The following is a 24,486-nucleotide window of genomic DNA, read 5'->3' on the forward strand; positions in this document are numbered from 1 at the left end:
CTCCTAGCGGGGTTGGTCAGACTGGGTCGTGGTTAGTCAGGCAAGCACGGCATCGCCGCGCGTGGCCCGCAGCGCGGCGCACAAGCGGGTAAGGATCTCCAGGCGCAGCGCGCCCATTTCCGGCAGCAGGTCGGCGCGCGGCTGCGGCAGGTCCACCTGCCACACACCCAGGATGCGGCCGGGCGCGCCGCCCAGCAGCACGATGCGGTCGGCCAGCAGCAGCGCTTCGTCGATGTCATGCGTGATCAGGACGGCCGCCGTCTGGAAGTCGGCCACCACCTTGCGCAGCAGCTCCTGCATTTCGCCGCGCGTGACCTCGTCCAGCGCGCCAAAGGGTTCGTCCAGCAGCAGCACCGACGGCTGACGCGCCAGGCACCGCGCCAGCGCCGTGCGCTGCGCCATGCCACCCGACAACTGGGCCGGCCGCAGATGGCGCGCGTGCGCCAGTCCCACTTCGTCGATGGCCTGCGCCACGCGGGCGCGGCGCTGCGCATCCGTCAGCGCCGGCTGATGCTTGAAATCCAGTCCGAAGGCGACATTGCGCTCCAGCGACAGCCAGGGCAACAAGCTCGGATCCTGAAACGCCACCGCCACACGCGGATGCACGCCCGTGAGCGGCGCGCCCTCCATCAGCAGCGTGCCCTCGGTGGCAGGCTGCAGGCCGGCCAGAACACGCAGCAGGCTGGATTTACCGGCGCCGCTGGCGCCCAGCACGGCCACCACTTCGCCGCGCGCCAGGTCCAGGCCGACGCCTTCAAAGACGGCGGCGTCCGCACCGGGGTAGCGCAGCGCCAGATTCCGGGCCTGTAGCACCGGCAGCGGCGCCGCCGTCATGAGGCAGCCTGCGCGGCAAGCCGGGCCTGGCGCTTGGCCAGTTCGGTCTTCAACTGCACCAGGCTCGGCGTCACGATGGGCAGAAACGCCGCTTCGCGCCAGCGCCGCGCAAAGCCTGCGCCCCCGGGCTTCAGGTAGGCCGCGCCGCCGCTGGCTTGCAGCTCAAGCTGCACCGCCGCATTGGCGGCGTCGGCCAGCGCGATGCGAATCTCGAACAAGGCCCACGGCTCGGTCACGAAGCGCTGGCTGCGCACGCCGGCAATAAGGCTGGCCGTCAATTCCTCGAGTTGCGTGGACAGCGCCTTCAAGGGCTGGCCCAGGATGCCGCGCGACGCCTGCCCCCGCCCCGATTGCCCGGCTGCCTGCAACGCCCTGCGCGCCAGGCCGATCGACAGGCCGCATTGCAGGCCGGCGAAGGCGGGACGCGCGCCCGGCAGATATTGCCGCGCGTCGGGGTGGATCAGCCATTCGGGGCCGATGCGCACGTCGCGCACGTCCAGCGCGGCGGTGTTGCTGGACTGCAGGGCCAGCAACGACAGGTCCGCGCTGCGCTCCAGTCCGGCGATATCGTGCGGCAGCGCGACAACCGCCGGCGTGCCGTCGGGCGCGGTGACCGCCGCCGCAACGAGAAAGCCCTGCGGACGCAGGTTCGTCACCCAGGGCATGCGGCCGTCCAGCGCCCATTGCCCGTCATCGCCCTGCGCCGCAATCTGCAGCGATTCGATGCCGCTCAGGAACTTCATGGCGTTGGATAGCGCGGTAGCGCCCGCCAGCTCGCCGGCCAGCAGCGGCGCCAGCCAGCGATCGGTCAGCGCCGCATTGGGGCTGGTCAGCAAGTATTCGATGAAGACGCGCTGCCCCCACGCGACAAACGCGCTGGCAACCGACAGTTCGGCTATCTGCGACACCGCTTCGATCGCATCGCCGATATCGGTGCCGGCCAGGCCGCCCTTCGACTCGGGCACGCCAATGCGGAACAAACCCGCCGACGCCAGCCGCGGCAGCACCGTGGCGGCGTCAAGGCTGCCCTCGTCCAGCGCGTCGGCATGCTGCGTGAGCCAATCCCGCAGGTCTTGCGGCAGGATCGCGCCGCCGGCCGGTGCTCCGTTGTCGTGCTGCCGGGTTGCGGTTTGCGCCGTCATTGCGCGCCGCTCCAGGCGTATTCGCTGAGCTGTTCGTTCAAGGGAGTCTGCGCCAGGTTGTTGGCGAAGTTGCAGATCGTGGCCAGGCCCACGCCCAGGATCACCTCAAGCGCGTTGCCCTCGGTGTAGCCCGCGTCGCGCAAGGCCTTGAGTTCCGCGTCGTCGACACGGCCGCGCGTGCGGATCACGGCCTGCGTGAATGCCGCCAGCGCCTGCAACCGCGCGTCGGGCAGCGTGCCCTGCGCGCGCAACGCGTCCACGACTTCGGGTGACAGCTTGGCCTTGTTGCGCGCCAGCGCGGTGTGACCCGCCACGCAGAAGGTGCAGCCGTGCAGCGTGCCGGCCACCAGTTGAACGACCTCGCGCTCCTGCAGCGTCAGGCCGGCGCGCGCATTGATCTGCGACAGCGTCTGATAGGCCTCGAGCGCAGCGGGTGCGCCCGCCAGCACGCCCAGCAGGTTGGACAGATATCCCGAGCCCTTCTCGGCTGCGGCCAACGCCGGGCGGGTGAGTTCGGGCGCGCTTTGCGCGGTGTGCACGGTCAGACGGGCCATGAATATCTCCGTAGGGCTAGCGAATGAAAACATCATTGTGCGTGCAGCGCCCCGCAAGCGACAATGCACGAGGATCGCAACTTGATGCTCGATCTTATCGACTTTCAGCTATGCGCATATAACCGAATCGCACCTTGACCCCAGATTCCTCCCTTACCGATCAAGCCGCCGTGGACGCGGTGCTGCTGTCCAGCCTGGAGGTGCAATCCAGTCTTTATCACCTGGGCCAGTATTGCGGCAACTGGACCGCCAGCACCAGCGGACGCGCCCGCGCCAGTTTCCACCTGATCCTGCACGGCCGCTGCCGGGCAGACATCGCATCGGGCCAGGAATCGCACACGCTGGCGGCGGGCGATGGCATCTTCTTCCTGCGCGACGTCGCCCACGTGTTGACGCCCCTACAGCCGTCCGCCACCGCCAGCGCGGCGTGCGGCCCGATGCAGCCGCTGTCGCCCCGTCAGCCCGACGGCACGGGCCTTGCCTGCGGGTTCTTCCAATTTCGCCCGGGGCTGGCCGACCTGCTGGCCGACACACTGCCCGACTATCTGCTGCTGCGCGCGGACGACGAACGCTTTCGCGCCGCGCGCGGCGTGTTCAATCTGATCCTGGACGAGACCACGCGCGCGCCGTCTGCCTCGCCCGTCGTGCTGGAGCGCCTGACGGATCTGCTGATCTTCTTCATGCTGCGCCACCTGGCCATTCAAGACCGGCAGGCGCATGGTCTTTTCGTGCTGGCGCGCGATCCGGCCATGGCCGGGCTGCTGCAGGCCATCCTGGCTGAGCCCGCCGCGCCCTGGAGCATGCAGGACATGGCGGACCGCGTTCATATGTCCAAGGCCACCTTCCACCGCCGCTTCACGTTGCAAAGCGGCACAACGCCGGCGCAGCTATTGCAGTTGCTGCGCATGCGCGTGGCGCGGCGGCTCCTGGACCAGGGCATGGGCATACAGGAGGCCGCCGAACGCGTGGGCTATCAATCCCAGGCCGCATTCAGCCGGGTGTTCCAGCGCACGGAAGGCGTGGCGCCGTCCGCCTTGCGGCGGCGCCGTCCCACATCGGTCTGACCGGTTTCCAACCCGGTGCGGGCGTCGCGCCGGGCGCTTACACCTGTGCCAGCGCTTGTTCCAGATCGGCGATCAGATCGTCGATGTGCTCGATGCCGATGGACAGGCGCACCGTTTCCTCGCGCACGCCAGCCTTCTTCAATTCTTCTGCATTGAGCTGGCGGTGCGTGGTGGACGCCGGATGCGTGGCCAGCGACTTGGAATCACCGATGTTGACCAGGCGCGTGAACAGCTGCAGCGCATCCTGGAAGCGCGCGCCGGCGTCGCGGCCGCCCTTCACGCCAAACGTGAAAAGGCCTGGCACCTTGCCGCCCAGGTATTTCTTGGCCAGCGCATGGTCCGGGTGATTCGGCAGGCCCGCGTAATTCACCCATTCGACCTTCGGATGCTCGCGCAGATAGCTGGCGATCTTGACCGCGTTCTCCACAATGCGGTCCACGCGCAGCGCCAGCGTCTCGATGCCTTGCAGGATCTGGAACGAGTTGAACGGCGAGATCGCCGCGCCGGTGTTACGCAGCGGCACGACGCGGGCGCGGCCAATGTAGGCGGCCGGACCGAAGGCTTCGGTGTAGACCACGCCGTGGTAGCTGACGTCCGGCTCGTTCAGGCGCTTGAAGCGGGTCTTGTGCTCGGCCCACGGGAACTTGCCCGAGTCGATAATGGCGCCGCCCAGGCTGGTGCCGTGCCCGCCCAGATACTTGGTGAGCGATTGCACCACGATGTCGGCGCCGTGCTCGATGGGACGCAACAGGTACGGCGACGGCACGGTGTTGTCGACGATCAGCGGCAGGCCGTGGCGATGCGCCAGCTCGGCGAGCGCGGCGATGTCCGTGATGTTGCCGAGCGGGTTGCCGACCGACTCCGCGAAGATCGCCTTGGTGCGGTCGTCAATCTGCGCTTCGAAAGCGGCCAGATCGGACGGGTCGGCAAAGCGCGTCGTGATGCCGTACTGCGGCAGCGTGTGCGCGAACAGGTTGTAGGTGCCGCCGTACAGCGTGCTGGACGAAATGATGTTGTCGCCCGCCTCGGCGATGGTCAGGATCGCGTATGTGACGGCGGACTGGCCCGAGGCCAGCGCCAGCGCGGCAATGCCGCCTTCCAGGGCCGCCACGCGCTGCTCCAGCACGTCGGTGGTCGGGTTCATGATGCGGGTGTAGATGTTGCCAGCGACCTTCAGGTCGAAGAGGTCCGCGCCGTGCTGCGTGTCATCGAACGCGTAAGCCACCGTCTGGTAGATGGGCACCGCCACTGCGCGCGTGGTCGGATCAGGGCGGTAGCCGCCGTGGACGGCCACGGTTTCCAGACGCCAGTTGGGCTTCTTCGATTCAGTCATCAGTCTCTCCGGTAATACGTGATTGAAAATTCAGATCAGGCCGCAAATGCGCGCACGGCGCGCACGATGCGTTCGATGTCTTCATGGTTGTTATAGGCGCCTACGGACAGGCGCACGTAACCATACTCCACGACGCTCGCCACGACACCGGCCTGCGTCAAATGCGCCAGCGCGGCAGCGGGGTCGGTCACGCGCAGCGCCGTCGTCGTGCTGCGCACGTCATCGCCCGGCGGCGACACGACCTGCGCGCCAAGGCTGCGCAGTCCCTCGCTCAGCGCCTGCGACAGTTCGAGCACCCAGGGCTCGATGCGCTCGGGCCGGGCCTGTTCGATCAGGTCCAGCGCGCCCGTCCAGCCGGCGATGCCGGGGTAGTTCAGGTTGCCGGTTTCCAGCCGCCGCGCGTCGCTGGTGTCCGACACCGCCGCCTGCCATTGCAGACCGGACTTGTCCAATGTGGTCACGCCAGACGGGCCGATGTAGAACGGGTCCAGCGCATCGAGCAGCCGTGACGACACGTGCAGCAGCCCCACGCCCAGCGGACCCAGCATGCCCTTGTGCGCACCGCATGCAAAGGCGTCGACGTGCCAGTCGTCCACCTGCGCGCGCAGCAGGCCGGCACCCTGGATCCCGTCCACAACCAGCCAGATGCCGCGCTCCGCGCAGCGGCGCCCTAATTCCTGGATGTCGATACGCAGGCCCGTGCCGTACTGCACCCACGACACCGCGATCAATCGCGTGCGGGCGTCCACGTGCTGCCAGAGGTCATCGACCGTGAAGCGATGCGCGCGCGCCTGCGCCACGCGCACCTGCACGCCTCGGCGCCGCAAGTTCAGCCACGGCAAGGCGTTTGACGGATGTTCCTGATCGTCGACGATCAGGTTGTCTCCCTCCTTCCACGCCAGTCCCTGCGCGACCGTGTTCAATCCCTCGGTGGTGTTCTTGGTGAACGCCAGCCGGTGCGCGTCGCCGCCGATCAGCCGGGCCAGCCGCACGCGCAAGGCGTCGGCATCGCGCAGCCATTGCGGCTTGTCGCTGCGAGCATGCGTGATGCCGTCGAAGAAGTCCGCCACCGCGGCCGCCACGCGCGGGGACAAGGGGCTGGTGTACGCGATGTTGGCGTACGCCTTGTCGCGCGTGATGGGAAACAACTGTCTGAATTCGTCCTGCCAAGTCATGCGCAACCCACTTCGCCAGACCATCTGGCATGCGGGCATTCTAGGTATATGACGCGCATCTGGATAAGGCTTAGTTTTCATATTGATATGAGTATTAAGTCGCTCGGCAAACCGTGGCCCACCCATAGAATTCGTGCCTCTCTTGCACACAACAATCATGGGAACAGCATGCGTTTGATTCATCTATTCAAGGCCGCGGGCGTGGCCGCCGCGTTCGCGCTGGCCGGTGCATCGCAAGCCGGCACGGTTGACACCATCAAGAAGCGCGGCGAACTGGTGTGCGGCGTCAGCCAAGGCTCGGCAGGCTTGTCGATTGCCGACAAGCAAGGCCGCTGGACCGGCCTTGACGCCGACCTGTGCCGCGCGCTGGCCGCCGCCGTGCTCGGCGATCCGGAAAAGACCCGCTTCGTGCCGCTGAGCTCGCAGCAACGCTTTCCGGCGCTGCAGTCCGGCGAGATCGACGTGCTGAACCGCAACACCACCATCACCTCGGGCCGCGACGCCGGGCTGGGCATCGCGTCCGCCGGCATCGTGTTCTACGACGGCCAAGGCTTCCTCGTGCCGCGCAAGCTGGGCGTCAAGAGCGCCACCGAACTGGAAGGCGCGCAGGTCTGCGTGCAGCCCGGCACGGTGAATGAACAGAACCTGGTCGACTACTTCAAGAAGAACAAGCTCAGCTATCGCCCGGTCGTCATCGAGAACCTGGTCGAACTTGAACAGGCCTTCTACGCCGGACGCTGCGACGTCTACCTGTCGGATGCCTCCACGCTGGCCGCCAGCCGCGCCGCACGCGCCAGCAAGCCGGACGACTTCGTCATCCTGCCCGAGCGCATCAACAAGTCGCCGCTCGGCCCCTTCGTGCGCCAGGACGACCCGAACTGGGCCGCCATCGTGCGCTGGACGGTCAACGCGCTGGTCGCCGCCGAAGAGCTGGGCATCACCGCCAAGAACGCCGATAGCCAGGCGCAAAGCACCGACGCGCAGGTGCGCCGCCTGCTTGGCGTGGACCCCGGCATCGGCAAAAGCTTCGGCCTGGACGAAACCTGGGCCAAGCAGGCGATCAAGGCCGTGGGCAACTACGGCGAGGTGTGGGACCGCAACCTGGGCGCCGCCACGCCGCTCAAGCTGGAACGCGGCTTGAATGCGCAATGGAACAAGGGCGGCCTGCTGTACTCGCCGCCGTTCCAGTGATGCGTATCGCTCGACTTCTGCCGCACGGCTTGCCATGACCGCCACCACGCTCCCGTTCCCGTTGACTGCCCCGTGGCGCCGCCGGCTGCCAGCGCTGGCGTGGATCCTGGGACTGGGCAGCTTGGCCGCCATTCTGGTGCTGCACATCGAATCGGTGCAGGCGGCGCGCGGTATCCACGGCGGATTCGGCTTTCTCTTTCAGCCGGCGGGATTCCGCATCTCCGAAAGCCTGCTCAATGTCACGCCGGAAGATCCCTACTGGATGTCCCTCGCGGCAGGACTGGTCAATACGCTGACCGTCGCCGTGGTGGCGATTCCGCTGGCGACCATCCTGGGCGTGGGCCTGGGATTGCTGGGGTTGTCGTCCAACTTGCTGGCGGCGCGAACTGCCGCCCTTGTCATCGCCCCGCTGCGCAACACCCCCGTGCTGTTGCAGCTGTTCGTCTGGTATGGACTACTGCTGCGACTGCCCGACCTGCGCCAGGCCTGGTCGCCGCTGCCTTCCGTGCTGCTGTCCAATCGCGGCTTGGCCTTGCCCGCGCCGCATGGCTGGTTGCCCTATGCGGGTGCGGCCCTGGCCGCGCTGGCGCTGGGCTGGCGCGCGCGCCGCCGCTGGTCCGGTTCGGCGCAGGCTCCCGCATTCGCTGCCGCATCAACTGCGGTGTTAGCCGCCGCCGCGATCGCGTGGACGCTATTGCCGTCCATGCAGATCGACCTGCCCGTCAAGCGCGGGCTCGGCTTGCACGGCGGCTGGCAACCCAGCATCGAGTTCGCCGCCTTGACCATCGGCCTCGTGGTCTTTCACGCCGCCTACATTGCCGACATCGTGCGCGGCGCGGTCCGTGCCGTGCCCGTGGGACTGGTCGAAGCGGGCCAGGCCATGGGCCTGACGCCACTCAAGGTGCTGCGGCTGGTGATCGCGCCCTACGCCACGCGCGTCGCATTGCCGCCCTACGCCAACCAATGCCTGGCGCTCGTCAAGAACAGCACGCTCGCCATCGCAATCGGCTACCAGGAACTGATGGCCGTCATCAACACCGCCATCACGCAAACTGGGTTGGCGCTGGAAGGCATTACGCTTGCGGTGGCCATTTACCTGACGCTGGCGCTCTGCCTGGGCGGAGGGCTGTCCGCCTGGAATGCGCGCCATACGCGGCACGGCCCAGGCGATACGCACGGGGCGCGGCTGGGTGACCGCGCGTTCTGGAATGGAGCCGGCGGCAAGGCCAGAACGCTGCGCGGCCAAGCGGTGTCGGCCGTCCTGACATTGCTGCTGGTGGCCGTGGCCTGGTCGCTGCTGGACTGGGCCGTGCTGCGTGCCGTGTGGTCGGGCGACCCCATGACCTGCGCAGATATGACGGGAGCCTGCTGGGCCGCCGTCAGCGAAAACCTGCCGCTGTTGTTCTACGGCACCATGTCCGAAGTGCACCGGGGTCCCGCGCTGGTGGCGTGCCTGGCGCTCCTGGCCGCCATTGCCGTCGCCCTGGGCGCACGCCGCGTGCCGCCGCACTTGCGCATTGCCCTGTTAACCACACTGTTTGGCATTGCCGCGGCCGCGCTGATCGGCTGGCCGTGGGGCGGCGACTTCATCGGCCCTCAACGCTGGGGCGGGTTGCTCGTCACGTTGATCCTGGCAATCGCGGCGCTGGTCGCGGCCGTGCCGCTTGCCTTTGCGCTCGCCCTGCTTCGCCGGTCCAGCAGCCCTGCCGGATCATTGGCCTCCGCCGGTCTGATCGAAGCGGTGCGCGGTGTGCCGCTGGTGACGCAGCTGCTGTTCGCGTCCTTTGTGCTGCCCATGCTGCTGGGCGGCGGTGTGTCGAAGTTCAGCATGGCGTTGACTGCGCTGACCTTGCATACCGCGTGTGTGCTGGCCGAAGTACTGCGCGGCGCACTGCAGGCGATTCCTCCTGGGCAAATGATGGCCGCACGCGCATTGGGAATGCGTCCCGCGCTTGCCTATGCGTGCGTGATCTGGCCGCAGGCCCGCCGCATTGCCGCACCCGCCGCGCTGGGCGTTTTTGTCGGCGCGATCAAGGACACGTCGCTCGTCAGCATCATTGGCGTGTTTGACGTGCTGGGCGCTGCCAAGGCGGTGGTTGCGGGAACCGATTGGCGGCCCTATCACGTCGAGGTCTATCTGGCGGTGGCGCTGTTGTATCTGTCCGCCAGTCTGGCGTTGTCGCGGGTTGCGCGCCGCATGGAAGGGCGCGGTTGAAATTGGCGGAAGGCCGGACACGAACCGTATGCCCGGCATCAAAGCATTCCGAACGCGGGCCGCATGTAAATCCTTTCGGGTGCGGTTTCGGTGTTGCGCCAAGGACGAGGTGCCGACCTTGACGGAAGAACCGGAATCGCCAAAAGAATCAGCCGCCCGCCCCACTCCCGATTCCGCCATTTACCGCGCTGATGCGCTGCAGCCATGCCGGTCGAGGCGCCGCGTCCAGCCAGTTCTTGACGATCAATCCCAGCTCCGTATCGCCGGCGATACGCAAGCGGCGCTGAAAGAACAAGGTATCGGCATCGGTTTCCGCGCGCATCAGCGCCAGGAAGTCGGCCAGTTTTGCACCCAGTTCCAGTTCGGCGGCGCCAGCTTGCGGCCCCTTGTTCCACAGCGGCCGGAACGCGCCGTCGCGCACCACGAAGCTGCTGCGCAATCCCAGGTCTTCGACGGTGATGGCAAACGTGCGTCCGTTCAGCTCTGCCGGCGGCTCCAGCCACTTAAGCCGGCGGGCAAGTTCAAGTCCCGCGACAAAATGCAGGGACACGAAGGGTCCCGGCACGCGCTTGCCCAGCTTGGCCAGCATGGGCGGTAGATTCAGGGCTGCGCTCATGCGGCGGCCTCCTGCAGGCCGATGCCGGCCTGCCCGTAGTAGTAACCATTGCAGCGGCCGATTCCCGCGGGCGGCGACACCGGCTCGGGCTTGACGCCTTGGCGCGTAGCGTCCAGTGCCGCAATCGCTTCCAGCGTGCCCGCTGATTGCGGGCTGATGCGCAGGACGTCGACGCCCATGCCCACCAGTTCGGGCGCTTCGGCCAACAAGTCCAGGCACGCCGCCGATTGGACCTGGATGCCATTGATGCCCAGGAATTCGCGGGATTCTCGGGTGCGCATGTCCAGGCCGTCGGGATGCTCGATGCAGCGGAAGCCACAGTCGTCTTTCTTCAGGCGGAAGTGCCGCGCCGTGAAGCAGCGCGCCGAAAACGCCAGCGCCATCCTGCCCCACACCATGACTTCCGCCTGCATGCCGGCGGGACGCTCGCGCAGCAACTGTTCCAACGTGGGTCCGTCCATTTCGAGCGGGGCGACAAAACGCACGGCGCCGCGGCTGGCCAGCCAGGTCAGCGTGCCGCCGTGATAGGCGTTGACGTGCGGGCCAGCAACAAAGCCGCGGCCGCTCAGATGGCGTACCGCGCCCAGTTCGCCGGCCTCGACCATGAAATCCTGCTGCTCGCACAGCTTTTTAAGGGCGCTGGCCTCGGCGCCGGTCTCGATCAATGTGCGGCCCGACAGCACGACCGTCTTGCCCACCGCGCGCAGATCACGCGCCAGTTCAAGCCAATCGTCGGCGCGCAGCTCATGACGCCGGCTACAGACCGTCTCGCCGATGTAAACGATGTCCGCGGGGCTTTCCGCGACGGCGGCGTAAAAATCCATGGTGCGCTGGCGCGGCCAGTAATACAGCAAGGGGCCGACGGAAATCTGGAATGGGATGGAGGTCATTTCCATGGACGTTCGAAAGCGCCTTGTGTGACTTGTGAACCCTCGGCATGGCGCGCCAGCATGGCGTTCCATTCGGGGCGCGGAGAAAAGCGCGACGCGTCCGCGTGCACGCTGTCCAGCGCCGCGCGCAGCGTGGACACCACCTGCGTGACATACGCCGGACTACGCTGGCGCCCTTCGATCTTGATGGCGGACACGCCCATCTCGGCCAGCTTGGGCAACAGGCCGATGGCGTTCAGGCTGGTGGGTTCTTCAAGCGCGTGGTCGGCTTGCCCGTCCACTTCGAACCGGCCCTTGCACAGCGTGGGGTACGCAGCCGGTTCGCCGGGTTCGTAGCGGTCGATGAGAATGCCGGACAGGCGCGCATCCATGCGGCCGTCTTCTTCGACCCAGCGCACCGCGTGCGCGGGCGAACAGACGCCCTTGTTGTTGGGAGAATCGCCGGTGGCGTATGACGACAGCAGGCAGCGCCCTTCGGCCATGACGCACAGGCTGCCAAAACCAAAGACCTCGACCTCGACACTGACGTTGGCGCAAATGCGCGCGATTTCCGTCAATGTCAGCACGCGCGGCAACACCACGCGGCGGATGCCGAACTGTTCCTTCATGAGCTCGATGGCGTCAGTATGGGTGGCCGACCCCTGCACCGACAGATGCAGGCGCAGATCGGGATAGCGGTCGCTGGCGTAGGCCAGGAGGCCCGGATCGGCCATGATGACGGCGTCGGCGCCAAGGTCATGGGCGGCGTCGACGGCAGCCCGCCATTCCGCCATACGACCTGCCTGCACAAACGTGTTGATGGCGAACAGCACATGCCGGTTGTGGCGATGCGCCAGTTCGACGCCCGCGCGGATGTCCGCTTCGGTGAAATTGAGCCCGGCAAAGTTGCGGGCATTGGTGGCGTTCTTGAGCCCGAGATAGACGGTGTCGGCGCCCGCTTCAATCGCCGCTTTCAAGGCGGCCAGACTGCCTGCCGGGGCCACGAGCTCTATGGGAGAGGTTCGAGTTTGCATGACGGCCAGTCTATGGGCCGCCCGTCCCCCGGGCCTTGTCGAAAATCAAACGGCGCGGCGCGCGCGGCGCCTTTTTTTAGGACTATTCCTCGGTGTACAAGCCGCGTTCCACGGCATACACCGCGACCTGCACGCGACTGGTCAGATTGAGCTTTTTCAGTACGTTCTGCACATGGATCTTGACGGTGCTTTCGCTGACATCCAGTTCGCGCGCAATGACCTTGTTGCTGGCCCCGCGTGCCAGCCACTGCACGATCTGCGTTTCGCGCGCGGTGAGGCGGTGGCGCTCGGCCGTGCCGGGCGGCGGCGGCGTCTGGCTGGCCTGTCCGCGAAACTGTTCGACCAGCTTGGCCGTCATGCTGTCCGCAATGACGGCTTCGCCGTTGGCGGCGCGGCGGATGGCGGCCACCAGCGCGTCCGCGTCGATGTTCTTGACGAGATAACCGCGCGCGCCGTCGCGCAGCGCCTGGCCAAGCTCGTCGGCTTCTTCTGACACGGTCAGGATGATGACCGCGCAGTTGGGTAGATCTTGCGTCAGGAGTTGCAGCGTTTCCAGCCCCGACAGGCCGGGCAGGTTCAGGTCCAGCAGCACGACGTCAGGTTTGAGTTCCTGGGCGCGCTTCAGGCCTTCGACGCCGTCCCCCGCCTCGGCCACGACCTCAAAGTCGGGCTGGCGCTGCAACAGCAGGCGGACACCGGAGCGGAACAGGGTGTGGTCGTCGATGAGCAGGATTCGGATGGTCATGATGGGCGAGGATGTCAGGCGGCCTGGCGCTCGGCGCCAGGCAAGGTGAGCGCCACGCGCGTGCCGGCGCCGGGCTGCGATTCGAGTTTTATCACGGCGCGCATCCGGGCGGCGCGCTCGCGCATGATGTGCAGGCCAACATGGGATTCGCCCCGGTCGGCAACGTCGGCCGGGTCGTACCCCTGGCCGTCGTCAGCGATCAGCAGGGTGAAGTCCCGGCCATTTTCCACGGCGATGCGCACGCGGCTGGCCTCGGAATGCTTGCGCACATTGGACAGCGCTTCCTGCAGGATGAACAGCACCTGCAACTGCTGCTCGGGCTGCAGCTGCGCGCCTTCACCCTGGCTGAAGGTCAGTTCGGTTTCAATGGAGGTCTGGCGGCGGAACCGGGCAACCGTGTCTTCAATGGCGGCCTGCAGGTCGCCCTGCGACAGCTTGCTGCGGAAGTTGGTCAGGAGCTCGCGCACGTCCTGGTAGCTTTCGTCCACGCCGGTGCGCAGGAGCGGCAGGATTTCGCTGACCTCTTCTTCGTCGCCGCGCTTGATGGCGGCATCCAGCATCTGCAGTTGCAGGTTCAGGAAGTTCAGTCCTTGCGCCAGGCTGTCGTGCAGACCCTGGGCCACCAGCCCGCGCTCTTGCACCACGGCCAGCTGGCGCGCCTGCGCGCTCAGGCGCCGGTTGTCCAGCGCCACGCCCAGGTGCTGGCCCAGCGTTTCCAGGAGCTGCGACTCCGACGCCAGCAAGCGGCGCTGCGTGCGGAAATGCAGCGAATACGAGCCGAGGACTTCGTCGCGCGTCACGATGCGGAACACCGCCACGCTGGCAAAGCCGTCCCGCTGGCAGTTCAGGTCCAGGTCCGGCGGCGACTGGCGGAAATCCTGGATGACGATGACGCCGGCCTGACGGGTGGCGACGCCGCAATAGCAGTCGTCGACCTTCATGCAGTGTTCGGATTCGACCAGTTCGTCGGACAGCCCCACCGACACCACGAGGTTGAGCTTTTCGTTGTTGGGATCCAGCGCGCGGATGCTGCCCGCGTCCGCATCGAACTGCAGCATGACCCGGCGCAGGAAGCCATCGCACATGGCCTCGATCTCGTTGGGCTGGTTCAGGAACGCGGCCATGTCGTATAGCGCCCCGATGTCGCGGTTCTGCGCGGCAAGCTGCGCCGTCTTCTGTTCGACCCGCTGCTCCAGGCTGGTGTACAGGTCTTGAAGCTCGTCCGCCATGCGGTTGTAGCCGCGGGCCAGCACGCCGAACTCGTCCTGGCTTTCCACGGGCAGGCGGGTGCTGAACTCGCGGTCGGCCATGCGCTGCAGGCCGTCGCGCAGCCGCAGCACGGGCGAAATGATCCACAAGTACAGCAGGTAGATCATGGCCAGCGTGCCCGCGCTGGCAATCGCCGCAAGCACGCCCTGCGACAGGCGCAGCGACGTGGTCTTGCCGGCGTTGTCCTGTTCGATCATGCGGACCAGTGTATCGGCGCGGGCCACGAACTCGGGCAGCGTTTCCAGGTAACTTGACGCGTCCGGCTGGCCGATGGAACGCAGGGCCGCGGGCTTCATGATGTCGCGCCAGTACGCGGCCACGTCGTGCCACTGGGCGCGGATGGCGTTGTCGTTGGGAATGAAAAGCGGCCGCGCGGGATTGCCCCGTGCCAGCCGCGCAATGGTCTCGTCCAGGATGGTGACCTGTTCCGTGGTGCGCACTTCGCGGCCGGCTTGCGGCCGCATCAGTTCGACGGCGACGCGATTGGCCCGCATCCGCAGGCTGCCGGTGTCGTTGATGGCGGCGCCCGCGCCTTCCAGTTGCCAGGACAGCCACAACGTCCAGCTCACCATGGACAGCACGACGATCAGCGCCAGCAAGGAACTGGCCACGATGCGCGTGGACAGGCGGTGCCGGGGCGACGGCAGCGCGTCGGATTGGGCGGCGGTATCTGTGGACTTCATGAATGTCGAGGCAGGAAGCGCATTTCGGATGTCAGTGTAGTCGCTTCCCGCCGCCTTTCCGGCGCGCGCGTGCCCGTTATGTCACGCCCGCAATCAAACCAGTCCAAGGGTGCGGCACAGAAAGTCGGCAACCTTTGCAGGTTCGTTCAGCGGCAGGCAGGGCAATGCAATGTCAAGCGGCGCGTCGGTCACGACCGCCAGGAAGGTGGGGTCTTCGGAGTGCAGTGGCGGCTTGCCGAGCGCCGGGCGGTAGACCTCGATGCGCGGAATCGCCGCCTGCTTGAAGCCTTCGACCAGCACGAGATCGGCAGGCGACAGCCGCGCCAGTTGCGCCTCCAGGGTGGGTTCCGGCGCGTCGCGCAGTTCATGCACGATGGCGTACCGGAACGGCGAGGCGATCATGACTTCTTGCGCGCCGGCAGTGCGAAAGCGCGCGCTGTCCTTGCCCGGCGGCTCCATTTCAAAGTCGTGATGGCTGTGTTTGATGACGCTCACGCGCAGGCCGCACGCGCCAAGCAGCGGCAACATCGCTTCGATCAGAGTGGTTTTGCCGCTGCCAGAGCGGCCGGCGATACCGAATACGGGAGTCATACGAGGGCGGGTTCCGTCAGCAAGGGACATACGATGGGCAGAAACGTGTCCGCCCGCGGGGAGTATGCCAGCAAAGCGCCCGCCACCAGGTCAAAGTACCAGCCGTGCAGCGACAGGCTGCCCGCGTCGACCGCCCGCCGCACGAACGGCAGGTCTTCCAGATTGCGCAGCGAGATCAGGATGGAGGCCTGTTCGCACGCGCGCCGGCGCTCTTCTTTCGAGGCATCCGGCAGTTGCCGCAGCACCTGCTCGCGCGCCGGTTCGGCGATGTCCATCCAGCGCCCCAGATAGTCGGTTTCGCCATCGCGGCGAATGCCGCGTTCCATCAGGGCGCGGATGCCGCCGCATTGCGCGTGGCCCAGCACGATGATGCGGCAGACCTGCAATTGCTCGACCGCGAACTGGATGGCCGCCAGCACGCCCTGCAGTCCACGGTCCTTGCTGCACGGCGGCACCAGATTAGCCACATTGCGTACGGTGAAGATGTCGCCGGGGTCGCAGCCCAGCAACATGGCCGGATCCACCCGCGAATCGCAGCAGCCGATCAAGAGCGTGCTGGGATGCTGGCCGTCGCGCAGGTTGCGGTACAGCGATGGCGCGTCTTCGTAGTATTGCTGCTGAAAGCGCTGGAAGCCGCCGACGAGTCGTTCAAGGTCTTGCATGTCAGCCTCCCGTTTGCGCCATGAAGCGCACGATGCGTTCGGGGCGGGCGTTGAAGTCATGGCGTTCCGGCTTGGCCGCGATGCCCGCCTGGATGGCCTGGATGAGGTCGGCGTCGCTGGCGCCCGCGCGCAGCAGGTGTCCGAGGGGCACCTGGTCTTCCTGACCCAGGCACAAATACAAGGTGCCGTCCACGCCCAGCCGCACGCGGTTGCAGGTGGCACAGAAATGGCGCGACATGGGCGTGATGACGCCCAGCACGGGCGCGCCCTGCCCGCTTGTCCAGTAACGCGCCGGGCCGTTGCGCGATTCCGCCAGCGACGGCACCAGACCGGCGGCGGCCGCCAGGCGCGCGCCCATCGCATTCAGGTCGGTATGTGCGAACCCGCGGCCGCATTCGCCCATGGGCATCGGTTCGATCAGCCGCAGCACGAAGCCCTGCTCCACCGCATAGGACAGCAGGCGGCGGACTTCGGATTCGGGCGTGGCGGCATGCACCACGCTGTTCAATTTGATCGGCGAAAATCCGGCTTGGCGCGCCGCCGCCAGGCCGGCCAGCACCGAATCCAGACAGTCTCGCCCGGTGATCTGCGAAAACGCCGCAGCGTCCAGCGTGTCCAGGCTGATATTCAGACGGCTCACGCCGGCCGCGCGCAGCGACTGCGCATGGCGCACAAGCTGGGTGGCATTGGTGGAGACGGACAGGTCGCGCAGTCCGGGCATGGCGGCAATGGTGGCGGCCAGCCCGGCCACGCCCTTGCGTAATAGCGGTTCGCCGCCGGTGAGCCTGACCTTGGCCACGCCCAGGCCAACGAACAGCCCAACCAACCGGGCCATTTCGTCGTGGGACATCCAGTTGGCCGGCGTCTCGAAGCCCTTGAAGTCCTTGGGCAGGCAGTAGCTGCACCGCAGGTCGCAGCGATCGGTCACCGAGACCCGCAGATAGTCGATGCGGCGGCCAAAGCCGTCCGCCAATACGGCAGGGGCTGGCTCGTCCATCATGCGGTGCTCCCGGCGAAGACGCGTTCGGGTTCCCCATCGTCCAGGTCGATGCCGGAAATCTTGGCCCGCCCCACCAGCAGCTTGGTGTATTGCCGCCAGGCGGTGTCGCGGCTCATGGTGGTGAGCGCCGTGGCAATCTGCTTTTCCACCTGCTCGTACGGCAGCAGCCGGCCTTCGACGCGGCGCGTGACGCGCACGATGTGCAGGCCATGCCGCGTCTGCAGCAATTGCGGCAGCAGCCCGCCCGAAGGCAATGCAAACACCGCGCGTTCGAACTCCGGCACGGTGTCGCCGCGCCCGAGCTGACCCAGGTTGCCGCCCACGGCGGCAGATGGGCAATTGGACTGCTCGCGGGCGACCTCGGCAAACCGCGAGGGGTCGGCCAGCAGCTCGGTCAGCACCACGTTGGCATGCGCCTTCAGCATGTCCAGGTTCACGTCGGGCGTGACCTGGAACAGGATGTGGTCGGCCTCGACCAGTTCACCCACCATGAAGCGTTCGGGGTGCATCTGGTAGAAGCGCCGGCACGCCGGGTCGTCGGCTTCAGGCGCGGGGGCCTGGCTGGCGAGCAACGCGCCGATGGCGCTTTCCTCGTCGGACACATCCAGGCCTTGCCGGCCGGCCTCGTCCAGCAGGACGCGCCGGAGCACCAGGGCCGTGACGGCCTCGCGCATGGGATTGCCGGCGTCGGCGTGCAAGGGAAGTTCACGATCCAGATCCGCGTCGTTCAGTTCGACGCCATTGACGATGACAGGCATGTTCGGCTCCTAGGAGGGTGGATCAGCGCGGACGGACGAGCTGCCAGGCGCGACCCAGGTAGCCGATCGACGCGAAGCCGCTCCACACGTGCACCAGGCGGGTGAACGGGAAGATCACGAAGAGCGTGAGGCCCATGAACAGGTGCGCCTTGAAGAGCAGCGGCACGCCGGCGATGTAGCTGGCGGCGTCGCCCTGGAACGTGACGATGTGCTGCGCCCAGGTCATCAGGTGCACCATCATTTCGCCGTCCATGTGACCGGCCGACAGCACGATCGTGGACAGGCCCAGCAGCAGGGTCACCAGGATCCAGAGCAGCAGGATCTTGTCGCCCGGCCGGGTGGCGTGCGCGATACGCGGATCGGTCAGGCGACGATGAATCAGGATCAGAAGGCCGATCAGGCACAGTCCGCCCATCACGCCGCCGGCCACCATGGCGACCATCTGCTTGAGCGAGTGCGAGACGCCCAGCGTGTCCCACACGACGACGGGCGTGAGCAGGCCCGCCATGTGCCCGAAGAACAGGCCGATGATGCCGATGTGAAAGAGGATGTTGCCCAGCCGCAACTGGCCGCGGTGCAGCAGTTGCGAGCTGTCGGACTTCCAGGTGTATTGCTCGCGTTCAAAGCGCGCCAGGCTGCCGAGCAGGAAGATGGTCAGCGCGATGTACGGATAGATGCCGAAAAGAAACTGGTTCAGGGAGTTCATGATGCGTCGTCCTGGGCATTAATGAGTCGCGGCGGAACGGGGATGGAAGTGCACGGGCTGTGCACCGCCCCCCGAAAACGGCCGCAGCAGCGGTTCCACGCCGTCGGGGCCGGCTCCGAAGGCCTCCATCGCCTCGTCCATGTCGCGCACCGGCGCCTCGGTCTGCACGCGGGGGATCACGCGGGACTGGGCGCGCAGCACGGCGAAGACGCAGGCGTAGGAGCTTTCGCTCTTGGCCAGCCGCGCGCCGATGGCCGCCAGCACGTGGATGGCTTCGTCCAGCAGGTCCTGGGCCGTGCCGGGGTCGATGACCCCCAGGAACTCCAGGAACAGCGGCACGTGGTCCGGCAATTCCGAGACCATCGGCTCGAAGCCGTGATCGCGGTATGTCTGCAACAGGTCCACCATGGCCTGTCCGCGGTCGCGGCTTTCGCCGTGCACGTGCTCGAACAGGTGCAGGGAATGCGAGCGGTTGCGGTCAAAAGTGGCGACGTAGTTCTCCTGCAGGGGAATCAGGTCGTTCGAGGCCAGGTAGCTCACCAGGGGCTGCAGGGTCTCCTCGGCGTCCGGATAGGCCGCCAGGGCCTCTTCCAGTTCACCCAGATAGTCCAGCAGCTCGGGCTCGGGGTAGCACAGCATGGCGGAAAGCAGTCGGTACAGGCTCATGATGTTTTCCTTTCCTCAGGCCGAAACGGCCTTCTTGCGCGACTTGGGCATTTCGATGAAGATTTCGCTGCCTTGCGGCTTGCGGCCGAACAGGGTGCCTTCCGACACGCCACCCGAGCAGCCGTTGCCGAAAGTGAAGCCGCAGCTGCCCTTCTCGTTGAAGCTGTCCTCGACCACTTCCTTGTGGCTGCTGGGCACGACGAAGCGATCTTCGTAGTTGGCGATGGCCATGATGCGGTACATGTCCTGCACCGTTTCCTCGGTCAGGCCCACCTGATCCAGCAGGGCTGTGTCACGTTCGCCGTGGACGGTCTCGGACCGCTTGAAGGCGCGCATGGCCAGCATGCGTTCCAGGGCCTGCAGCACCGGCGCTTCCTTGCCCGCGGTCAGCAGGTTGGCCAGGTAGCGAACGGGGATGCGCAAGGTCGACACGTCCGGGATCATGCCGCTCTTGCCCACGGTGCGCTGCGGCATCTTGCCCGATTCAGCGGCCGTCTGGATGGGCGACAGCGGCGGGATGTACCAGACCATCGGCAGCGTGCGGTATTCCGGGTGCAGCGGGAAGGCGACCTTCCATTCAACAGCCATCTTGTAGACGGGCGAGTTGCGCGCGGCTTCCAGCCACGATTCGGGAATGCCCTGCTCGCGCGCGGCGGCGATCACCTCGGGCGAATGCGGGTCCAGAAACAGGTCAAGCTGCGATTGGTACAGATCCTGCTCGTTCGCGGTGGACGCGGCGTTTTCGATCTGGTCGGCGTCGTACAGCAGCACGCCCAGGTAGCGGATTCGGCCCACGCAGGTTTCCGAGCACACGGTCGGCTGGCCGGCCTCGATGCGCGGATAGCAGAACGTGCACTTCTCGGCCTTGCCGCTGTTCCAGTTGTAGTAGATCTTCTTGTACGGGCAGCCCGAGATGCACATGCGCCAGCCGCGGCACTTGTCCTGGTCGACCAGGACGATGCCGTCGTCTTCGCGCTTGTAGATGGAGCCGGACGGGCAGCTGGCGACACAGGCCGGGTTCAGGCAGTGTTCGCACAGGCGCGGCAGGTACATCATGAAGGTGTTCTCGAAGGTCGAGTACATCTCCTTTTGCACGCCTTCAAACAGGGCGTCACGGCTGCGCGAGCTGAATTCGCCGCCCAAGTCGTCTTCCCAGTTGGGGCCCCAATGGATCTTGTCCATTTTCTTGCCCGTCAGGACCGACACCGGACGCGCGGTGGGCGGCGTTTCCGACAGCGGCGCGTTCTTCAGGTGCTCGTAATCGAAGGTGAACGGCTCGTAGTAGTCGTCGATGGCGGGCAGGTTCGGGTTGGCGAACAGGTTGGCCAGGATGCGCAGCTTGCCGCCTTGACGCGGTTCCAGCTTGCCGGCGGCCGTGCGGCTCCAGCCGCCCTTCCACTTTTCCTGGTTTTCCCATTCCTTCGGATAGCCGATGCCGGGCTTGGTTTCCACGTTGTTGAACCAGGCATACTCGACACCGTCGCGGCTGGTCCAGACGTTCTTGCAGGTGACCGAGCAAGTGTGGCAGCCAATGCACTTGTCCAGGTTCAGCACCATGCCGATTTGGGCGCGTATCCTCATGATTGCTTCTCTTCTTGTTGCAGTTCTTCGACGAGCGGGCCTTCCAGCCAGTCCACCTTTTTCATCTTGCGCACGACCACGAATTCGTCGCGGTTGGCGCCCACGGTGCCGTAGTAGTTGAAACCGTAGGCCTGCTGGGCATAGCCGCCGATCATGTGCGTGGGCTTGAGCACCGTGCGCGTAACCGAGTTGTGGATGCCGCCGCGCTTGCCGCTGGTTTCAGCGCCCGGCACGTTCACGATCTTTTCCTGTGCGTGGTACATCAGGCACATGCCGACGGGAACGCGCTGGCTCACGACCACCCGGGCGGTCAGCGTGCCATTGACGTTGAAGACTTCGACCCAGTCGTTGTCGACCAGACCGGCCTGCCTGGCCTCGGCTTCGGACACCCACACGTGGGGACCGCCGCGGCTCAGGGTCAGCATGCGCAGGTTGTCCGAATAGGTGCTGTGGATGCCCCACTTCTGGTGCGGCGTGATCCAGTTCAGGACCAGTTCCTTTTCGCCGTTCGGGTACTTGCCCAGCATGGGCGCAACCGTCTTGGTGTCGATGGCGGGCTTGTACACGCACGAGCCTTCGCCAAAGTCCAGCATCCAGCGGTGGTCCTGGTAGAACTGCTGGCGGCCCGTCAGGGTGCGCCATGGGATCAGTTCATGGACGTTGGTATAGCCGGCGTTGTAGCTGACTTCTTCGCTTTCCAGCCCGGACCAGGTGGGCGCCGAGATGATCTTGCGCGGCTGCGCCTGAATGTCGCGGAAGCGGATCTTGTCGTGCTCGCGGCCGACGGCCAGATGCGTGTGGTCGCGGCCGGTGATCTTGCCCAGCGCTTCCCAGGCCTTGACCGACACGTGGCCGTTGGTTTCGGGCGCGAAGGTCAGGATCATTTCGGCCGCGTCGATGGCGGTGTCCAGGCGCGGACGGCCCTGGCTGACGCCGGTCTCGGTGACGCTGTCGTTGATGCCGGCCAGCTCGTGGACCTCGTGCTGGGTATTCCAGTTGATGCCCTTGCCGCCGTTCCCCAGCTTGTCCAGCAACGGACCCACCGACGTGAACTTGCGGTAGATGTCGTTGTAGTCGCGTTCGACCACCGTCATGGACGGCGCCGTCTTGCCGGGGATCAGGTCGCACTCGCCCAGCTTCCAGTCCTTGGGTTCAAAGGCCTGGCCGAGCTCTCCCGGGGTGTCGTGCATCAGCGGGGTCAGGACCAGATCGCGGCGCTTGCCGAGGTACGGGCCGCCGATGTCGCTGAACTTCTTGGCCAGCAGCTTGTAGATTTCCCAGTCGGTCTTGCTTTCCCAGAGCGGCTGAACAGCTTCGCTGAGCGGGTGGATGAAGGGATGCATGTCGGACGTGTTGAGGTCGTCCTTTTCGTACCAGGTGGCCGTGGGCAGCACGATGTCGCCATACAGGCACGTCGTGCTCATGCGGAAGTCCAACACGGTGAGCAGGTCCAGCTTGCCTTCGGCCGCGTCGTCCTCGTAGGTGACTTCGGTGGGCTTGATGGCGTCGGCTTCGTCGCCGAACACGGCGTTCTGCGTGCCCAGCAGGTACTTCAGGAAGTATTCGTGGCCCTTGCCGCTGGAGCCAAGGATGTTGGAGCGCCACACGAACATGTTGCGCGGGAAGTTGGCGGGATCGTCCGGGTTTTCGCAGGACATGCGCAGTTCGCCCGACTTCATCATCTCAACCGCGTGGGCGACGGGGTCCTTGCCCAGACTGTCGGCCTGCGCCACCACATCCAGCGGATTGGTGCGCAACTGCGGCGCCGACGGCAGCCAGCCCATGCGCTCGGCGCGGGCGTTCAGGTCGATCATGCTGAGTTCGCCGTACTTGGCGCGGTCCGCGGTGGGGCCGAGCACTTCCTGCACGTTCAGCTTTTCGTGGCGCCATTGGCTGGTGTGGGCATAGAAGAACGAGGTGCCGTTCATCTGGCGCGGCGGGCGGACCCAGTCCGAGGCGAAAGCCAGGGGCGCCCAACCGAACTGCGGGCGCAGCTTTTCCTGGCCCACATAGTGCGCCCAGCCGCCGCCGCTCTTGCCGACGCAACCGCACATCATCAGCATGTTGATGATGCCGCGGTAAATCATGTCCATGTGGTACCAGTGGTTCAGGCCGGCGCCGACGATGACCATGGACTTGCCTTCGGTGTCGTGCGCGTTCTGGGCGAATTCGCGCGCCACCTGGATGACCTGCGCGCGCGGCACGCTGGTGTGCTTTTCCTGCCAAGCGGGCGTGTAGGGAACGTCGTCGTCGTACGAGGACGCGACGTTGCCGCCGCCCAGGCCGCGGTCAAGGCCGTAGTTGGCCATCTGCAGGTCATAGACGGTGGCGACCAGCGCCTCGGTGCCGTCCGCCAGGCGGATGCGGCGGGCGGGCACGTTGCGCACCAGGAGTTCGTCGTGTTCGCTGCCGAAGTACGGGAAGCCCACGCCGACCACCTCGTCCGACTGGCCCAGCAGGGTCAGCGTCGGGACGATCTCGCGGCCCGAGCCGCCGTCCTTGGATTCGAGGTTCCAGCGGCCGACCTTTTCGCCGTCGTTGACAGCGCCCTCGCCCCAGCGGAAACCGATGCTGCCGTTGGGCGCCACCAGATCGCCGGTGGACTCGTCCAGCACCAGCGTCTTCCAGTCGGGGTTGTTCTGTTCGCCGAGCCCGTTGTCGAGCTGCGAGGCGCGCAGGAAGTGATCAGGCGCGTAGAAGCCCTCGCGCTCCTTGAGCTGCACCAGCATCGGCATGTCGGTGTAGCGGCGCACGTAGTCCGTGAAGTAGGCCGACTTGCCCGAAAGGTGGAATTCCTTGAGGATGACGTGGCCCATGGCCATGGCGAGCGCGGCGTCGGTGCCCTGCTTGGGGGCCAGCCAGATGTCGCCGAACTTGACCATTTCGCCGAAGTCGCTGGACACGGCCACGGTCTTGGTGCCTTTGTAGCGGACTTCGGTGTAGAAGTGCGCGTCCGGGGTGCGGGTTTGCGGGACGTTCGAGCCCCAGACCATCAGGTAGGTGGAGTTGTACCAGTCGGCCGATTCGGGCACGTCGGTTTGTTCGCCCCAGATCTGGGGGCTGGCGGGGGGAAGATCGCAGTACCAGTCGTAGAAGCTGAGGCAGGCGCCGCCCAGAAGGCTCAGGTAGCGGGCGCCGGCAGCGTAGCTGACCATGGACATGGCGGGAATCGGCGAGAACCCGATCACACGGTCCGGACCGTACTTCTTGATGGTGAGCGCGTTGGCGGCGGCAATGATTTCCGTGGCGGTGTCCCAATCGGCGCGGACGAAGCCGCCCAGGCCGCGCACCGACTTGTAGCGCTTGGCGCGCTTGGGATCCTGGCTGATCCATTCCCAAGCTGCGATGGGGTCCATGGTCTTGCGGGCTTCGCGCCACATTTCGATCAGGCGGCCGCGGATCATGGGGTACTTCACGCGCTGCGCCGAGTACACATACCAGCTGTACGAGGCGCCGCGGGGACAGCCGCGCGGCTCATGATTGGGCAGATCGGGACGGGTGCGGGGGTAGTCGGTCTGCTGGGTTTCCCAGGTGATCAGACCGTTCTTGACATAGACCTTCCAGGAGCAGGAGCCGGTGCAGTTCACGCCGTGGGTGGAACGCACCACCTTGTCGTGCTGCCAGCGGGCGCGGTAGGCGTTCTCCCACTTGCGGTCCTCGTTGACGGTTTCGCCGTGACCGTTCGCGAAGGTGGACTTCACCCGCGACATGAACTTCAACCGGTCCAGAAAATGACTCATTGTGTTTCTCCAAGAACGCCGGCCTGGCCGGCGCGTACTGCGATCAATGCTGTTGAAG

The 24,486-nt window shown here is 66.2% G+C and carries 21 protein-coding genes; 3 read left to right on the plus strand and 18 right to left on the minus strand.

Annotated features, from left to right (window positions below; genetic code table 11):
* Positions 1 to 36: 36 nt before the first annotated feature.
* From AC6LJW_RS07060 to AC6LJW_RS07070, 3 genes are read right to left on the minus strand one after another with little or no spacing between them, the layout of a single operon-like run.
* Entirely contained in the window at positions 37 to 834 is a 798-nt protein-coding gene (locus AC6LJW_RS07060; RefSeq protein WP_498086856.1) for an ABC transporter ATP-binding protein, read from the minus strand.
* Complete coding sequence (locus tag AC6LJW_RS07065; protein WP_498086857.1) at positions 831 to 1,976, minus strand: acyl-CoA dehydrogenase family protein; 1,146 nt, start codon at positions 1,974 to 1,976, stop codon at positions 831 to 833. Before AC6LJW_RS07065 ends, AC6LJW_RS07060 begins: the two co-directional genes overlap by 4 nt.
* A complete protein-coding gene (locus tag AC6LJW_RS07070) occupies positions 1,973 to 2,530 on the minus strand; it encodes a carboxymuconolactone decarboxylase family protein (protein WP_498086858.1) in 558 nt (185 codons plus the stop codon). The genes AC6LJW_RS07065 and AC6LJW_RS07070 overlap by 4 nt, the downstream gene beginning before the upstream one ends.
* Before the next feature lie 134 nt (positions 2,531 to 2,664).
* On the opposite strand from AC6LJW_RS07070, the gene AC6LJW_RS07075 reads away from it, so the two are divergent.
* Positions 2,665 to 3,594, plus strand: coding sequence for an AraC family transcriptional regulator (locus tag AC6LJW_RS07075; protein ID WP_056561719.1), 930 nt, complete (start codon positions 2,665 to 2,667; stop codon positions 3,592 to 3,594).
* 37 nt (positions 3,595 to 3,631) lie between these two features.
* On the opposite strand, the gene AC6LJW_RS07080 is transcribed toward AC6LJW_RS07075, so the two are convergent.
* Both AC6LJW_RS07080 and AC6LJW_RS07085 read right to left on the minus strand, forming a co-directional pair.
* The gene (locus AC6LJW_RS07080; RefSeq protein WP_056561721.1) at positions 3,632 to 4,927 is read right to left on the minus strand and encodes an O-acetylhomoserine aminocarboxypropyltransferase/cysteine synthase family protein; all 1,296 of its coding nucleotides are present in this window, start codon (positions 4,925 to 4,927) and stop codon (positions 3,632 to 3,634) included.
* Between the two features lie 35 nt (positions 4,928 to 4,962).
* The gene (locus tag AC6LJW_RS07085) at positions 4,963 to 6,102 is read right to left on the minus strand and encodes an aminotransferase class V-fold PLP-dependent enzyme (RefSeq protein ID WP_498086859.1); all 1,140 of its coding nucleotides are present in this window, start codon (positions 6,100 to 6,102) and stop codon (positions 4,963 to 4,965) included.
* A 168-nt stretch (positions 6,103 to 6,270) separates the two neighbouring features.
* Between AC6LJW_RS07085 and AC6LJW_RS07090 the strand changes: the two genes are divergently transcribed.
* Together AC6LJW_RS07090 and AC6LJW_RS07095 are read left to right on the plus strand one after the other, a co-directional pair.
* Positions 6,271 to 7,293 (plus strand): amino acid ABC transporter substrate-binding protein, encoded by a 1,023-nt coding sequence (locus AC6LJW_RS07090; protein ID WP_056561724.1) that lies wholly within the window; start codon positions 6,271 to 6,273, stop codon positions 7,291 to 7,293.
* Between the two features lie 34 nt (positions 7,294 to 7,327).
* Complete coding sequence (locus AC6LJW_RS07095; RefSeq protein WP_498086860.1) at positions 7,328 to 9,508, plus strand: ABC transporter permease subunit; 2,181 nt, start codon at positions 7,328 to 7,330, stop codon at positions 9,506 to 9,508.
* 148 nt (positions 9,509 to 9,656) lie between these two features.
* Here the strand turns inward: AC6LJW_RS07095 and ubiT are convergent, their stop codons facing one another.
* The 13 genes from ubiT to AC6LJW_RS07160 form a co-directional block, all read right to left on the minus strand.
* A complete protein-coding gene (gene ubiT / locus AC6LJW_RS07100) occupies positions 9,657 to 10,124 on the minus strand; it encodes a ubiquinone anaerobic biosynthesis accessory factor UbiT (protein WP_498086861.1) in 468 nt (155 codons plus the stop codon).
* Positions 10,121 to 11,020: a U32 family peptidase gene (locus tag AC6LJW_RS07105; RefSeq protein WP_498086862.1), complete on the minus strand. Its 900-nt coding sequence runs from the start codon at positions 11,018 to 11,020 to the stop codon at positions 10,121 to 10,123. Before AC6LJW_RS07105 ends, ubiT begins: the two co-directional genes overlap by 4 nt.
* Positions 11,011 to 12,027 carry a ubiquinone anaerobic biosynthesis protein UbiU gene (ubiU, locus tag AC6LJW_RS07110; protein ID WP_427987877.1) on the minus strand — a complete coding sequence of 339 codons (1,017 nt, stop codon included), beginning with the start codon at positions 12,025 to 12,027 and terminating at the stop codon, positions 11,011 to 11,013. Before ubiU ends, AC6LJW_RS07105 begins: the two co-directional genes overlap by 10 nt.
* Before the next feature lie 82 nt (positions 12,028 to 12,109).
* Positions 12,110 to 12,772, minus strand: a complete 663-nt coding sequence (locus AC6LJW_RS07115) for a response regulator (protein ID WP_056561730.1) — start codon at positions 12,770 to 12,772, stop codon at positions 12,110 to 12,112.
* A gap of 14 nt (positions 12,773 to 12,786) precedes the next feature.
* Complete coding sequence (locus AC6LJW_RS07120; RefSeq protein WP_056561732.1) at positions 12,787 to 14,724, minus strand: type IV pili methyl-accepting chemotaxis transducer N-terminal domain-containing protein; 1,938 nt, start codon at positions 14,722 to 14,724, stop codon at positions 12,787 to 12,789.
* Positions 14,725 to 14,817: 93 nt separating this feature from the next.
* Positions 14,818 to 15,315: a molybdopterin-guanine dinucleotide biosynthesis protein B gene (mobB, locus tag AC6LJW_RS07125; protein WP_498086863.1), complete on the minus strand. Its 498-nt coding sequence runs from the start codon at positions 15,313 to 15,315 to the stop codon at positions 14,818 to 14,820.
* Positions 15,312 to 15,977 carry a carbonic anhydrase gene (locus AC6LJW_RS07130; protein ID WP_498086864.1) on the minus strand — a complete coding sequence of 222 codons (666 nt, stop codon included), beginning with the start codon at positions 15,975 to 15,977 and terminating at the stop codon, positions 15,312 to 15,314. Before AC6LJW_RS07130 ends, mobB begins: the two co-directional genes overlap by 4 nt.
* Before the next feature lies 1 nt (position 15,978).
* A complete protein-coding gene (gene moaA / locus AC6LJW_RS07135; protein WP_498086865.1) occupies positions 15,979 to 16,977 on the minus strand; it encodes a GTP 3',8-cyclase MoaA in 999 nt (332 codons plus the stop codon).
* The gene (locus AC6LJW_RS07140; protein ID WP_498086866.1) at positions 16,974 to 17,735 is read right to left on the minus strand and encodes a peptidylprolyl isomerase; all 762 of its coding nucleotides are present in this window, start codon (positions 17,733 to 17,735) and stop codon (positions 16,974 to 16,976) included. The genes moaA and AC6LJW_RS07140 overlap by 4 nt, the downstream gene beginning before the upstream one ends.
* Before the next feature lie 22 nt (positions 17,736 to 17,757).
* Positions 17,758 to 18,441: a respiratory nitrate reductase subunit gamma gene (narI, locus tag AC6LJW_RS07145; RefSeq protein WP_056561744.1), complete on the minus strand. Its 684-nt coding sequence runs from the start codon at positions 18,439 to 18,441 to the stop codon at positions 17,758 to 17,760.
* Between the two features lie 18 nt (positions 18,442 to 18,459).
* On the minus strand, positions 18,460 to 19,107 hold the full coding sequence (gene narJ / locus AC6LJW_RS07150; protein WP_498086867.1) for a nitrate reductase molybdenum cofactor assembly chaperone: 648 nt from the start codon (positions 19,105 to 19,107) through the stop codon (positions 18,460 to 18,462).
* Positions 19,108 to 19,122: 15 nt separating this feature from the next.
* Positions 19,123 to 20,688 carry a nitrate reductase subunit beta gene (narH, locus tag AC6LJW_RS07155; RefSeq protein WP_056561750.1) on the minus strand — a complete coding sequence of 522 codons (1,566 nt, stop codon included), beginning with the start codon at positions 20,686 to 20,688 and terminating at the stop codon, positions 19,123 to 19,125.
* Entirely contained in the window at positions 20,685 to 24,428 is a 3,744-nt protein-coding gene (locus AC6LJW_RS07160) for a nitrate reductase subunit alpha (protein ID WP_498086868.1), read from the minus strand. Before AC6LJW_RS07160 ends, narH begins: the two co-directional genes overlap by 4 nt.
* Positions 24,429 to 24,486 lie beyond the last annotated feature (58 nt).

Source organism: Achromobacter sp. 1012554356 (assembly GCF_059760815.1).